We start from the raw sequence: 14099 nt of genomic DNA on the forward strand, positions 1-14099 counted from the left end.
AGCTTTTAATCGTCGACCTTAGGAATCCATGACTTTTAATTTGGTTCGAATATAGTCAGCGTGACTAATGTAGAGTAAGTCTGCCAGCTTGCGCAACATGCTTTCCTCATAAGGGTCAAGCTCGCCATCAGCGTAGGCAACTACCCATAAACTTTCCAATAGCTCAACGCGCTTTTCGTAAGCGAGAGCTTTTAGCTGAGCGGTAAACTCGTACAGCGAAGCGGCTTCTTTTACTGTTTTTACGGCTTTTCTAATAGCGTTTTCTGCTTGTTCATCCGTAATGTCATATTCGTGCTCAAGCTCATGTAAGAGGTGCTGGCGTTCCTCGTCCGACAACGTACCGTCGGCAAGACTTATTTCAGTCATTAATACCAGTGAAAGGAATGCATCGTCTGTCATACCTTCTGCCTTATTCAGGCTGGCCTGTTCAGCGGCAGTATTGTTTTGAAAAAAGTTTTGCAGAGCTTTAAGCATACAACATCCTATTTAGGTAAATTAGGTAAGAAAAAAGAAAATTCAGTGCCTTCGCCAGGCGTTGATTGGACAGATATCTGACCTTTGAGTTTCCGTGTTACTAAATTATAAACAATGGATAAGCCCAGTCCGGACCCGCCAGTCTGGCGAGATGTGGTGAAAAAGGGTTCAAAAATATCTTTTATGGTTTCGCTGTCCATACCTTTGCCGTTGTCACGAAAAGAAAAACGTACACCGCTATCTTCTTCTGTGGCTATAATTTCAATTTGATGATTTTCGTCGGGTTCGGCAAAGGCGTGGTCGTTGGTGTTACTGACCAGATTAGTCACAATTTGTGCTAGTGCGCCCTGGTAGGTTTTCAAGACAATATCTTCATTGCAGTGAATAGTAATGGTGACTTTTTTCTTTTTCACCATAGGGTTGAGGCTTAAGACTAATGCGTGTAAATAGTCGTTGAGCTGGCATTTCACCAGCTCAAAACTGGACTGATCGACCGCCGTTTTCTTAAAGTTCTGAATCAGTGTTGCGGCGCGTTCAAGGTTGCTGCTTAGTAGCTGGTAAGCTTCAAACGTATTGTCGATAAAGGTCTGCAGATGTTTTCGTGAAATGGAACCATCAGTAAAACTCTGATTCAGTTTTTTCAGGCGATGTTCGCAATGAGTTACGGCGGTTACTGAAACGCCCAGCGGGGTATTCACTTCGTGAGCAACACCGGCAACTAACTTACCCAATGCGGCCATTTTTTCCGTTTCAATTAACCTCTCCTGAGCTTGTTTAAAGTTATCCAGTGCCTTGGTCAGAGATTGAGTACGTTCCTCTACCATGCTTTCCAATTGCTCATTTTGTTGAATGAGCAGGGCCTCAAACCGTTCTCGTTCAGCGGCACTAACAGCACGACCGTAAATGTCCGCCAGCATACCGACAAAAGCAACTTCAGCCGGTGTCCAGATGCGGTTTTCCCTTCGACTTTCGCTGCACATAACGCCTATCATCTCGCCTTTATGGCGTAAGGGAACGTCAAGTAAGCCGTAAACGCCGGTTTCCTCAAGATAGCCGTTAGTTAGCTCTATAGTTGCAGGATGACAGCGGGCATCGTTGGCAATAATGGTGCGTTCGGATTCTAACGCCTGAAAGTAAGAAGGTAACTGGTTTTTGTAAAGTACCGGGACTTCAGCGTTTGGCGATTTCTCGTCAATGAGTTTAGCCGCTCTCATGGCTTGTTTGTCCGATTGCAGTAACCAGATACTAACCCTGGTAATATCCAACCCCTTCAGAGCAGAGGCTAATATAAGCTCGGACGCTTTCTCTAAGTCGCCACCGTCAATATCTGGCGATTTAGATACGTCGAGGAGGATGTTCTCTAAAGCATCGTTCATATTCAATCCGGTTGTCTGAATATTTTCTCACTATAACTTACTGACCTCTAAAGTCCATTAATCGACCTTTCCTCACCATTTAACGTTAGCTACTGGACATTTGGATCTTAACTCCTTACAAAGGTAAGACATTTTTAAGAGGCTATACCATGAAAAGAACAACACTAACCCTAGCGGTTGCATCGCTTTTAAGCTTTGCGCCGGTGAGCATGGCACAGGAGCAAACCCAGGGCTGGGATGTGAGCGACCCCCAAGGGGAGTTTAAAACCATTGATATATCGGTCAACTCCGGCACCTGGATGAATGTGGATGTCAGCCCGGACGGTGAATACATTGTGTTTGATTTATTGGGGGACATTTACCGTATGCCGTTTGGCGGCGGTGAAGCTGAAAAACTGATAGGCGGTATTGCGTGGCATATGCAGCCGGTTTATTCACCAAATGGCCGCTACATTGCTTTTACCTCTGATCAGGGCGGTGGCGATAACATTTGGGTAATGGATGCCGATGGCAACAACGTGCGCGCCGTTACCGAAGAAACTTTCCGATTACTGAACAGCCCGGCCTGGAGTCCGGACAGCGAGTTTTTGGTTGCTCGTAAACACTTCACTGCCAGCCGTTCATTAGGCGCGGGGGAAGTGTGGATGTACCACCGCAGCGGCGGCTCGGGTGTGCAACTGACCGAACGCCCCAATGATCAGAAGGATTTAGGCGAGCCGGCGTTTTCGCCGGACGGCAAATACATCTATTTTTCCCAGGATGACACGCCGGGCAAAACCTTTCACTACAGTAAAGATTCGCTGGAAGGTATTTACGACATAAAACGTTTTGAGCGTGAAACTGGTGAGATTGAAACGCTGATAAGCGGTGCCGGCGGGGCTATTCGCCCAACACCGTCACCCGACGGACGTTACCTGGCTTACATTAAGCGTGAAGACTTTGACAGCGTGCTGTACGTGCTGGATCTGAAAACCGGTGAACACAAGCGGGTTTACGGGAAAATGGAACGCGACATGCAGGAAACCTGGGCCATTCATGGGGTTTACCCCACTATGGACTGGACACCAGATTCGAAGCAATTAGTGTTCTGGGCCGGTGGTCATATTCAGAAGCTGAACATTGATGACGGCAGCGCCCGTATTATTCCGTTTAAAGTTGAAACCGAGAAGAAAGTACAGCATGCGTTGGGCTTTAAACAAAACGTTGAAGCTGACCAGTTTGACGTGAAAATGTTGCGTATGGCGCAAGTATCTCCTCAGGGTGATGCGGTGATTTACGAAGCTTTGGGCAGCTTATATCAACGTTCGTTGCCAGATGGTGAGCCGCAGCGTTTAACCAATAGCGAAGATTTTGAACTCTATCCGCAGTATTCACGTGACGGCGAAAAAGTCGTATTCGTCCGCTGGAATGACGAAGCGCAGGCAAAGGTTATTGTTCGCGATATCAGTTCTGGTGATGAGCAAGTGCTGAATACTGGACAGGGCAACTTTGTTGAACCCACATTCTCTCCAAACGGCAAGCATGTGGTTTACCGCAAGGTGCGTGGAGGTTATTTAATTTCCGATAAGTTTGGTCTGGAAAACGGTATTTATCGCGTAGCGGTGTCTGCCAATGCAGAACCGGAGCAAATTGCTGAAAGTGGGCATTTACCGCAATATGGCGCACGTAACGACCGGGTTTATTTGATGACACCGGGAGATAAACCAACCTTAAGTGCTATTGATTTACGCACGCTGGAGCAGCGCGACTTGTATCAGTCGGAACTAGCAACTGAGTTCCGTGTGTCTCCGGACGGCAAGCAATTGGCTTTTGCTGAACGTTTTAAAGTATTTGTGACGCCTTTAGTCGAGCGTGGCAGTGTTATTAATGTTGGTCCGGGTGATAAACAAATGCCGGTGCATCAGTTGTCCGTTCGCGCTGGTGAAAACTTATCCTGGACGGCAAACAGTGACCAGCTTTACTGGACATTAGGGCCGGAGCTTTACCATACATCGGTGGCTGAAGCCTTTAATGCTGACACTGAAAGCGACACCCTGAAAGTAGAAAATGGCCAGAACATTGGTTTTGAACATGACGCTATGATACCGGATACGACGGTTGCTTTTGTTGGTGGTCAGGTTATTACCATGAACGGCGACACAGTTTACAAGCAGGGTACTGTGGTGGTGCGCAATAATAAAATTGTGGCGGTTGGCCCTGAAGCTGAAGTTAATGTGCCTTCCGGCGCTGAAGTTATTGATACCAGCGGCAAGACTGTTATGCCGGGTTTATTTGACGCACATGCGCACGGTAGTCAGGGGCAGGCGGAAATTATCCCGCAGCAGAACTGGGGACAGTACGCGAACCTGGCATTTGGTGTGACCTCAATTCACGATCCGTCTAACGACACAACCGAATTCTTTGCGGCTTCAGAGCTGCAGAAAGCGGGAAGAATTGCCGCGCCAAGACTGTTTTCAACCGGCACCATTTTATACGGTGCTAATGGCCCGGGTTACACCTCGCATGTGGATAGCCTGGAAGACGCGAAGTTTCATTTAGAGCGTCTGAAGAAAGTGGGCGCGTTTTCTGTCAAGAGTTACAACCAGCCACGCCGTAACCAGCGTCAGCAAGTGGTTGAAGCCGGGCGAGAGCTGGAAATGATGGTGGTGCCGGAAGGAGGCTCTTTGTTGCAGCACAACTTAACCATGATCATGGACGGGCACACCACGGTTGAGCACTCGCTACCAGTTGCCAATATCTATGATGATATTCGTCAGTTATGGCAGCAAAGCGACGTAGCTTATACACCAACCCTGGGTGTGGCTTATGGTGGTATTTGGGGTGAGAACTATTGGTATGCGGAAACCGATGTGTGGAAGCATCCCAAGCTGACTCAGTATGTACCCATGGAATTTTTAGTGGGTAAGGCAATGCGTCGTGAAAAAGCACCTCATAACCACTACAACCACTTTAATAATGCCGAAGTGGCAACTGAGTTGCAGGACCTGGGGGTTGAAGTACTTGCCGGTGCCCATGGTCAGCGTGAAGGTTTAGCGCAGCACTGGGAAATCTGGATGATGGCTCAGGGCGGCATGGAACCTTTGGAAGCCTTACGTACGGCGACCATTGATCCGGCGCGGGTTTTCGGTATGGACCACGCGTTAGGCTCACTGCAAGAAGGTAAACTGGCGGATATTATCGTTATTGATGGCAACCCGCTGGAGAACATCCGTGATACCGATAAAGTGACTCACACCATGGTTAATGGCGTACTCTATGACGCGACCACCATGGATCGCTTGTTGCCGGAGCCACTCAAACGTAAGGACTTTTTCTGGGAAGAATAAGCCCTTATTAAGGAAGCTAGGAAGCTGCCGCTGTTTCGGCGACGACTTGTCGGAACCAGCGGTGGCCTGCATCGTGCTGCAGTAGCGGTGACCAGATCATGGTCAGAGTTAAACCCGGTATCTCAAACGGCGGAGCTTTCATAACTAACTGACTGTCTTGTGAATACAGTTCCGCTGCTCGGGTTGGCAAGGTAGCAACCAGCCCCTGACGTGCCAGATACATAGCCACATGATAATTACGGGTAAACACTTTAATTTTCCGGCGTTTGCCCAGTTTATCTAAAGCGTCATCTACCCAGCCGAGTTTTTGTACGTCGTGCGGGTCCATCCCTACGCCCACTCCAAAACCGGTTTTACTCACCCACACATGCTGAGCTTTTAAGTAGTTGTCTAAGGTGTAGTCCTGCAACAACGGATGATCTTTGCGGATTAGGCAGGAAAACTCGTCGCTCCATAAATTCTTTTGATGAAACGACTGTGGTAACTGTTCAAAGCGGTTAATGGCTAAATCCACCTTGCCGTTCTCAACGTCGTGAAAGCTGATATCGCTGGGAGTCATAATATCCAGTGATACGTGAGGTGCCTGCTCATCGAGTTTTTCCAGCAGCTTTGGCATGAGTGTCGAGGCGGCATAGTCGGACGCCATAATACGAAAGACCTGGTCACTGGTGGGCGCATCAAACTCACGCACCGGCTGAATCATCTCCTCAACCGAATATAATACGCCGCGCAGGGCTTCCTGCATGTCTAACGCGCGTTGAGTTGGTACCATACCTTCGCTGGTGCGAACTAAAATAGGGTCATTCAGCAGGTTGCGTAGACGCTTTAGACCGTTACTCATGGCCGGCTGGGTAATATTAAGCTGAGCTGCGGCACGGGTTACGTTCTTCTCCCGCAGCAGCACATCTAAGTAAACCAGCAGGTTCAGATCAATGTCTTTGATGGTGTTCATAACTATCCAGAATAAGTGGAATATAAAAAATCTATCGGGATTATAAATAGGGTGAATGTATAACGCCAGTCTTGTTTCTGTCATTATTGATGATTAACTTGATTCAAGTAGAGAGTCGTTGTGACCGGTTTAGCGGATGAAAGACCATGACAATTAGCCCCGAGACCCTGGCAAAAAGTATTCTGGATGGCTTCCATAGTCATTACCGGCGTTTTCAGGTGCTGACTCAGGGCGCGCGTGAACGTTTCTTAAAGCGCGACTGGACCGCGGTTGTGTCGGCAGCTTCAGAGCGTATTCATTATTACGACCATCAGGTGGGTACAACGGCTAAGAAAGTCGAGCGCCGCGTCGGTACAGAACTGGATGAAGGCCTCTGGCTAGCTACCCGGCAGCGTTACCAACAACTGCTGAAGTTTCACCCTCAGGCGGAGCTTGCCGAAACCTTTTACAACTCGGTGTTTTGTCGGGTGTTCGACCGGGCCTACTTTAATAACGACTATATTTTTGTGGAAACCGTGCTGGCGAACCACATTCCGGTGCCGGTAGAGAACGAATGCCACTCTTATTTCCCGGTGGTTGACGGGCTGGAGGGAACACTGACCCGGGTGTTTGAGGATATTGGCTTAGGTGGTGAGTTTGAAAACTTTGAAAATGATATTGAACAGCTGCGCGATAAGTTCTTTGAACGCGCAACAGAAACCGATATTGAAGCCCACAACCTGCGCATAGATGTTTTGAAGTCGCCGTTTTATCGCAACAAAGCCGCGTATATTGTCGGGCGAGTGGTGACTGAAAATAACCATTACCCTTTTATTGTACCGGTGCTGATTAATTCGCAGGGCAAGCTTTATGTGGATGCTTTTATTACCCGGTCGGACCGCATGGCGACCATTTTTGGCTTTGCCCGTTCGTATTTTATGGTCGAAACAGAGGCGCCTTCTGCCTTGGTGCGGTTTTTAAAGGATTTAATGCCGCACAAAACTCTGGCAGAGCTTTACTCTTCAGTGGGGTTTCATAAACAGGGAAAAACTGAGTTCTACCGGGAGTTTTTGCATCATTTGCGCCGTACAGACGACCAGCTGTCTGCTGCCCCCGGTGTTAAAGGCATGGTTATGACGGTGTTTACGCTGCCGTCCTTTCCTTATGTGTTTAAAGTCATTAAAGACCGGTTGGGCGGTACTAAGGAGTTTGGTCGGCAGACGGTTATCGACCGTTACCGCATGGTTAAGCGGCACGACCGGGTTGGGCGTATGGCCGATACGTTAGAGTTTGTCGACGTGGCACTGCCGCTGAAACGTATCTCTGCCGACTTACTGGACGAATTTAAGCAAACCATTGCCAACTCTATTTCGATAGAGGGTGATACTTTGGTTATTCACCAGTTGTTTGTTGAGCGCCGAATGACGCCACTGAATTTGTACTTAGAATACGCCAATGACGAAGAAGTGGATGCGGCGATGGACGACTACGGCCGGGCGTTAAAAGAAATGATGGCGGCGAATATTTTCCCCGGCGACATGCTGCTGAAAAACTTTGGTGTCACCCGGCATAAAAGGGTGGTGTTCTACGATTACGACGAAGTGCGCTACTTAACGGATATGAGTTTCAGACGTTTGCCGGAAAACGACTGGGAGGTTTCCTACGCACCGGACGATGTATTTCCGCAGCAGTTGGCGCAATTTGCGGTGCCACAAGCAAAATATCGCAACAAGCTATTGAAGCGTCACCCAGAGTTAATTGATTCGGCTTACTGGTGCCGCGTACAAAAAAACATCCGCAAGGGTGAGCTTACGGATGTCTTTCCTTATGATGCCGACTTGCGCTTTACGCGGAGGTTTTAAACTGGTCTTCCTCGGTCGAGCCTTTCAGTGCAGTGACTGAGGATAGCCCGCCCTGAATGACGTTGGTCAGCTCGTCGAAGTAGCCTGTGCCGACTTCCTGCTGGTGCGCGACAAAGGTGTATCCTTTGTCTGCCGCTTCAAACTCTTGTTGCTGAAGTTTAACGTAGGCTGACATGTCGTTGCGGGCATAGTCATGTGCCAGTTCAAACATGTGGTACCACATGTTGTGCACACCGGCCAAGGTAATAAACTGGAATTTGTAGCCCATTGCGGCAAGCTCGCGCTGGAACTTAGCAATGGTGTCGTCGTCCAGGTTGCGTTTCCAGTTAAACGACGGTGAACAGTTATAGGCCAGCAGTTTGCCGGGGTATTTGGCATGAACGGCTTCAGCAAACTGACGCGCTTCGTCTAAGTCTGGTTTGGCGGTTTCACACCAGATAAGATCCGCAAACGGAGCATATGCTAAGCCGCGTGAAATGGCTTGTTCAATGCCCGGCTTCACGCGATAGAAACCTTCGGCAGTGCGTTCACCAGTAATGAACGGCTTGTCGTTCGGGTCAAAGTCAGAAGTTAGTAGATCGGCGGCGTTAGCGTCAGTACGGGCGACAATCAGTGTCGGTGTACCGGCAACATCGGCAGCTAAACGTGCGGCTGAAAGTTTCTGCACCGCTTCTTGTGTGGGTACCAGTACTTTACCGCCCATGTGTCCGCATTTTTTCACTGAAGCCAGTTGATCCTCAAAATGCACTCCGGCAGCACCGGACTGGATCATGCGCTTCATCAGCTCGTAGGCATTGAGAACGCCACCAAAACCGGCTTCCGCGTCGGCAACAATAGGTGCGAAGTAGTCTACGTAATTGTCGTCTTCCGGCGTAACGCCTTTTGACCACTGTATCTGATCAGCACGGGCGAATGAGTTGTTAATGCGCTCGACAACCGTAGGTACTGAGTCGACCGGATATAACGACTGATCCGGGTACATGCTGCAGGCCGAGTTGTTATCGGCCGCCACCTGCCAGCCGGAAAGGTAAATGGCCTGCAGACCCGCTTTAACTTGCTGAACCGCCTGACCGCCGGTTAAAGCACCCAATGCGTTGACATAGTCTTTGCCAAACTTTTCCTGTGCTTTGCCGTGAATCAGCTGCCATAGCTTATCGGCACCGTTGCGGGCGTAGGTGTATTCTGGCTGCACGCTACCACGCAGGCGCACAACGTCTTCGGCACTGTAGGGGCGCTCAACACCTTTCCAGCGTGGGTCGGTGTCCCATTGCTTTTGCAATTCTTTAACCTGTTGTGCGAATGAAAGATTCTGGGTTGTCATAAATAATTCCTTGTTGTTCTTTAATTGTAATTACTTGAGTTGTTGGTAGCCGGGCAGGGTCAGAAAGTCGACCAGCTCGTCGGCTGTGGTAATTTCTTCTAAAAGCTTTAATGCCTGTTCAAAAGGTTCGTCGTTCCAGCGTTGTTTACCCACTTCGTTTTTCACTACCTCAGCTTCTTCCTGCAGATACTGCCGGAACAGCTCTTTGGTGACCGGGGTGTTGTCGGACAGGGTTTTGCCGTGGCGGATCCACTGCCAGATTGAGGTACGTGAAATTTCAGCGGTGGCGGCGTCTTCCATCAAGCCGTAGATAGGCACGCAGCCTTTGCCGTTCAGCCAAGAGGAAATGTATTGCAGCGATACCCGAATGTTGGTGCGCATACCGGCTTCAGTACGCTCGCCCTCACAGGGTTGCAGCAGTAAGGTCTGATCAATCGAGGTGTCGTTTTCACGCAGTACGTGAAGCTGGTTGTCGCCTTCAATACCGTCGACAAAAATTGCGCGTACGGTGTCAGCTAAGCCCGGGTGGGCAATCCAGGTGCCGTCGTGGCCATTGTCGCGCTCCATGGTTTTGTCGGCGTGAACTTTAGCGAGGATCTTCTCATTCTTGGCTGGATCTTTGCTGGGAATAAAGGCTGCCATGCCGCCCATAGCTAAAGCCCCGCGCTGGTGACAGGTTTTCACTAACAAGCGCGAATAGGCGTTAAGAAAGGGCTTGTCCATACTAACCACCTGACGGTCGGGCAGAACCCGTTCAGGATGTTCTTTCAGGGTTTTTATGTAACTGAAAATGTAATCCCAGCGGCCGCAGTTAAGTGCAGCAATGTGGTCTTTCATGGCGTGTAGTATTTCATGCATCTGAAACACTGCCGGCAGGGTTTCTATGAGTATGGTGGCGCGAATGGTGCTGGTTTTTAAGCTGAATTTTTTCTCGGTAAAGTGAAAAACATCGGCCCACCATTTGGCTTCGTCGCTGTGCTCCAGCTTGGGCAGGTAGTAATACACACCTGAACCTTGTTGTAGTCGCTGCTGGTAATTCAGTAAAAAGTACAAAGCAAAGTCCATTAGCGCGCCGGGAATAGCTTGGCCATTACGCTGCACGTGCTTTTCCGGTAAGTGCAGGCCGCGAACTCGTGCAATTAGGAGTGCAGGATCAGGGCCAACTTCGTAGTGCTTGCCACTGTCTGGGTCGGTATAGGTCATGCCGCCAATGTTGGCGTCACGCAGGTTAATTTGACCGTTAACCATGCCCTCCCAGGTAGGAGATTGTGAATCCTCAAAGTCGGCCATGTAACAATCGACATTGGCATTCAGAGCGTTGATGACCATTTTGCGATCCACCGGTCCGGTAATTTCTAAGCGGCGTTTTTTCAAATCTGCTGGCAGTTCGGCAATGCGCCAGTTTCCTTCACGGATGTTTTGAGTTGCAGAGTCAAAATCAGGTAACTGACCCTGGTCAAATTGAGCCTGACGTTGCTGACGCTTCTTTAACAGCGACTCTAACCGTGGTTGAAAGGTATCGACTAACTCAGCGAGAAAAGACTGATTCTCGTCGTTGAACAGCGCTTTTGCATCGTCATCAAGGGGTTGACTGAAGTTAAATAGATTGTTCATTTTTGAATCCGTTGTTACTAGTTTGTTAACACGGATTAAGAGTAGATGCTGGTCGCACCATTAGTCTAATTTATGCTGTTAATTAGCAGTATTCAGGAGGGTTATTATGATGGCCTGACGTTTACGTCAGAAACGGCATTAGACCTGACATAAATGTCAGGCTATGTGCACCCTGTAGCCTGATGTTCACATCAGGTGAGATGCCCCACCTGGCATAAATATCAGGCTACATAAGTGTCAGGCATTTAAATTCTAAAACGCTTAACCAATTCATTAAGGTCAACGGCCAGGCGCGAGAGTTCGCGGCTCGAGGCATTGGTTTGCTCTGCACCGGAGGCTGTTGAATTAGACAGGTCACGAATGCTGACCAGGTTTTTGTCCACATCGCGCGACACGTTTGCCTGTTCTTCTGCGGCACTGGCTATGGATGTGTTGTGATTGTTTATTTCACTGACAGCAGCAGTAATCAGCTGCAATGCTTCACCGGCTTCACGTGCCACGTCCAGAGTCTTAGTGGCGCGCTCTAAGCTTTTATCCATGGTGGCGACAGAGCGGTCGCTGGACTCATTGATAGCTTTAACCATGTCTTCAATTTCAACGGTGGACTGCTGTGTCTTGTGAGCTAACGAGCGAACTTCATCCGCAACAACGGCAAACCCGCGACCTGATTCACCAGCACGAGCCGCTTCTATTGCTGCGTTTAGTGCCAGCAGGTTCGTTTGTTCGGCAATACCGCTAATAACTTCAAGCACTTTAGTAATGCTCTTAACTTTTTCCGCAAGCTCGGTCACGTTACCTGAAGAATCTCCAATTTCCTGAGACAACTCTTCAATAGCACGGACCGTTTTACGTACGCGGTCATTACCTTGTTGCGCTTGTTGATTTGCTTCGTCGGAAGCTTCAGAAGCGTTTTGAGCATCCTGAGCAACGGTTTCAACGGCGGTGGTCAGCTCGTTTACGGCCGTTGCTGCCTGTTCTAATTCTTCCGACTGCTGCTGAATAGTCCGGGTAGACTCTTCAGTCACTGAGCTTAGTTCTTCAGAGGTTGACGCTAATTGCTCCGACGATTCCGATATGGTGGTAATAGAATTGCGCAGTTCTGTTTGCGTTCGTTCTAATTGACGAAGTAGCTGTGCAGGCTCATCCTTGCCGACAATTTCAATACGTTGCGTTAAGTCGCGCTTAGCAATGCTTTCGGCAAAATCAACGGCTGCTCCGATAGGTTTGACAATGCTGCGGGTCAGTACAACGGCGAACAGAACTAATAACGCAATGACAACGACTAGTACTACTATAACGGCAAGAATCGAGTTTTCGGCGACATTGTGAGCGTTGTCCGCTGCCTGATTAATTAGAGATCTTTCAGCGCCATACATTTTATCCAGTTGCTGTGTGATTTTATCCGTTAACGGAAGTATGCTGTTTTCACGAATAGATGCGATAGCGTCTACCAGACCTGCGTCGACAAGCTTGTTAAACTGTTCATTGAGCTTCCAGTATTCTTTGTCAAGTTCTTCATATTCGCTTAAGAGCTTTTGAGCCTGAGGGTCTTGAACCATGCTCTTGTATTGGCGCTGACTTTCCTTCAATTGAGTTATTGCGTCTGATAACTTCTGTTTGTATGTAGCAAGACGCTGTGGATCGTTTACGTAACTTGATACATTGGCAGAATGAATTCGCACCAGAAGAAACTCTTGGTTCAGCTCGCTCATTTCTTCAAGCACAGGTAACTGCTTTTCGCTAACGGTGGTTATTCCGTTATCAATAATTTCAATACGGTTTAACGCGAAAATACCCAAAATGAGAGTGAGTAACCCTATCAGTCCAAACGCGATACTGGCGCGAATACCTATGGAAATTTGACGTAGCATGATTTATTTCCTCGTTATGCAGTTGCTGATAACTAAGTGTAGCAAATTTGTATACATTTAAAATTTGAACGCTCATTTGCTATCGGCAGCTAACCCGAGAAACAATAACTTTTTAGTAAACTTTTTAGTTTTTCCTGAGTTGGTTTTATGCTTTCAGTTAACAGATATTCGTCGGGCTGATGTGCCTGGCGTATCGATCCAGGCCCCATAACCAGTGTTTCACAGCCGAGTTCCTGAAGAAAGGGCGCTTCAGTGCAGTAGTTAACCGCATGCGCCTGAGTTTTCGAAATTTTCTCGGCTAATTGTACCAATGCGGAGTCGGTACTTTGCTGAAAAGCCGGTATGGGGTGGTGCAGTGAAATGAGCTCAATTGACCCCGGATAGCGAGCCTGAATATTTTCCGTTGCCTGGTGCAGGTGAACGTAAAGCTCATCGACAGACAAGCCCGGCAGCGGCCGAATGTCCAGATGCAGCTCGCAACAACCACAAATACGGTTGGCGTTGTCGCCGCCATGAATGTGACCAAAGTTCATGGTGGGGTGTGGCACAGAAAAGCTTGAATCTGAATATTTATGCTTGAACTCTTCTTTTAATTTCATAAGTGCTGAAATGACTTCGTGCATCAGTTCTATGGCGTTAATACCCAATGCCGGATCTGAGCTGTGGCCGGAGCGTCCAGTAATGCGAATAACTTCGCTCATGTGGCCTTTGTGCGCGTATACCGGGCGCATATCTGTGGGTTCGCCTATTACGCAGTAGTCGGGTTTGAGGTTAACAAAACGACTAACCTCACGGGCACCGTCCATAGTGGTTTCTTCGTCAGCGGTGGCCAGTATCATCACGGGCTTGGTTTGCTGAGCCGCGTCCAGCTCGCTCAGAGCCTGAATAACAAAAGCAAAAAAACCTTTCATATCAATGCTGCCAAGGCCGTACCAGCGGTTGTCCTGTTCAGTGAGTTTAAAAGGGTCGAAGTTCCAGCGGCTGGCGTCGTAAGGCACTGTGTCAGTATGTCCTGACAGCAGTAAACCGCCACTTCCTCCTCCCCGGCGAGCCAGTAAATTGAACTTTCCCGGCTGACTTTGCAGTTCATTGATTTCGCACTCAAACCCTAATATCTCCAGCCATTCAGCCAGTAAATTCACAACTTTCTGATTGCTGTGATCCCACTTCGAGTCGATAGAGCTGATGGAAGGCTGTGCAATGAGTTGCTGATACATTGAGAAGAATGATGGTAAGGCTGGGGTGCTCATGATAGTAATCCTTAATATAATTATTCACTATTATTGCATAAGTATATTTATTCGGTTATTCTGCATTTTTACTC

The 14099-nt window shown here is 48.5% G+C and carries 9 protein-coding genes; 2 read left to right on the forward strand and 7 right to left on the reverse strand.

Going from position 1 to position 14099, the window contains the following annotated elements; all coding sequences use genetic code 11:
• Positions 1 to 18: 18 nt before the first annotated feature.
• Positions 19 to 474, reverse strand: coding sequence for a TerB family tellurite resistance protein (locus IL_RS03055; protein ID WP_011233859.1), 456 nt, complete (start codon positions 472 to 474; stop codon positions 19 to 21).
• Between the two features lie 8 nt (positions 475 to 482).
• Positions 483 to 1850, reverse strand: a complete 1368-nt coding sequence (locus IL_RS03060) for a GAF domain-containing sensor histidine kinase (protein ID WP_011233860.1) — start codon at positions 1848 to 1850, stop codon at positions 483 to 485.
• Between the two features lie 149 nt (positions 1851 to 1999).
• On the opposite strand from IL_RS03060, the gene IL_RS03065 reads away from it, so the two are divergent.
• Positions 2000 to 5176: an amidohydrolase family protein gene (locus tag IL_RS03065; protein ID WP_011233861.1), complete on the forward strand. Its 3177-nt coding sequence runs from the start codon at positions 2000 to 2002 to the stop codon at positions 5174 to 5176.
• A gap of 16 nt (positions 5177 to 5192) precedes the next feature.
• Here IL_RS03065 and IL_RS03070 read toward each other — a convergent pair whose 3' ends face one another.
• Complete coding sequence (locus IL_RS03070) at positions 5193 to 6128, reverse strand: LysR family transcriptional regulator (RefSeq protein WP_011233862.1); 936 nt, start codon at positions 6126 to 6128, stop codon at positions 5193 to 5195.
• 146 nt (positions 6129 to 6274) lie between these two features.
• On the opposite strand from IL_RS03070, the gene aceK reads away from it, so the two are divergent.
• Positions 6275 to 7969 carry a bifunctional isocitrate dehydrogenase kinase/phosphatase gene (gene aceK, locus IL_RS03075; RefSeq protein WP_011233863.1) on the forward strand — a complete coding sequence of 565 codons (1695 nt, stop codon included), beginning with the start codon at positions 6275 to 6277 and terminating at the stop codon, positions 7967 to 7969.
• Here the strand turns inward: aceK and aceA are convergent.
• The 4 genes from aceA to argE all read right to left on the reverse strand — a co-directional run bounded on the left by aceA (position 7953) and on the right by argE (position 14025).
• On the reverse strand, positions 7953 to 9290 hold the full coding sequence (gene aceA / locus IL_RS03080) for an isocitrate lyase (RefSeq protein ID WP_011233864.1): 1338 nt from the start codon (positions 9288 to 9290) through the stop codon (positions 7953 to 7955). The two genes, aceK and aceA, sit on opposite strands and share 17 nt — an antisense overlap.
• 30 nt (positions 9291 to 9320) lie before the next feature.
• The gene (aceB, locus tag IL_RS03085; RefSeq protein ID WP_011233865.1) at positions 9321 to 10904 is read right to left on the reverse strand and encodes a malate synthase A; all 1584 of its coding nucleotides are present in this window, start codon (positions 10902 to 10904) and stop codon (positions 9321 to 9323) included.
• A gap of 245 nt (positions 10905 to 11149) precedes the next feature.
• On the reverse strand, positions 11150 to 12775 hold the full coding sequence (locus IL_RS03090; protein WP_011233866.1) for a methyl-accepting chemotaxis protein: 1626 nt from the start codon (positions 12773 to 12775) through the stop codon (positions 11150 to 11152).
• An 89-nt stretch (positions 12776 to 12864) separates the two neighbouring features.
• Positions 12865 to 14025 (reverse strand): acetylornithine deacetylase, encoded by a 1161-nt coding sequence (gene argE / locus IL_RS03095; protein ID WP_011233867.1) that lies wholly within the window; start codon positions 14023 to 14025, stop codon positions 12865 to 12867.
• Positions 14026 to 14099 lie beyond the last annotated feature (74 nt).

Origin of the sequence: Idiomarina loihiensis L2TR (assembly GCF_000008465.1) — a bacterium.
Lineage (GTDB): Bacteria > Pseudomonadota > Gammaproteobacteria > Enterobacterales > Alteromonadaceae > Idiomarina > Idiomarina loihiensis.

Excerpts from the sequence above, each read along its gene's own strand:
- aceK (WP_011233863.1), top strand. The coding sequence starts at position 6,275 with ATGACAATTAGCCCCGAGACCCTGGCAAAAAGTATTCTGGATGGCTTC.
- IL_RS03065 (WP_011233861.1), top strand. The coding sequence starts at position 2,000 with ATGAAAAGAACAACACTAACCCTAGCGGTTGCATCGCTTTTAAGCTTT.
- aceA (WP_011233864.1), bottom strand. The coding sequence starts at position 9,290 with ATGACAACCCAGAATCTTTCATTCGCACAACAGGTTAAAGAATTGCAA.
- IL_RS03090 (WP_011233866.1), bottom strand. The coding sequence starts at position 12,775 with ATGCTACGTCAAATTTCCATAGGTATTCGCGCCAGTATCGCGTTTGGA.
- IL_RS03070 (WP_011233862.1), bottom strand. The coding sequence starts at position 6,128 with ATGAACACCATCAAAGACATTGATCTGAACCTGCTGGTTTACTTAGAT.
- IL_RS03055 (WP_011233859.1), bottom strand. The coding sequence starts at position 474 with ATGCTTAAAGCTCTGCAAAACTTTTTTCAAAACAATACTGCCGCTGAA.
- aceB (WP_011233865.1), bottom strand. The coding sequence starts at position 10,904 with ATGAACAATCTATTTAACTTCAGTCAACCCCTTGATGACGATGCAAAA.
- IL_RS03060 (WP_011233860.1), bottom strand. The coding sequence starts at position 1,850 with ATGAACGATGCTTTAGAGAACATCCTCCTCGACGTATCTAAATCGCCA.
- argE (WP_011233867.1), bottom strand. The coding sequence starts at position 14,025 with ATGAGCACCCCAGCCTTACCATCATTCTTCTCAATGTATCAGCAACTC.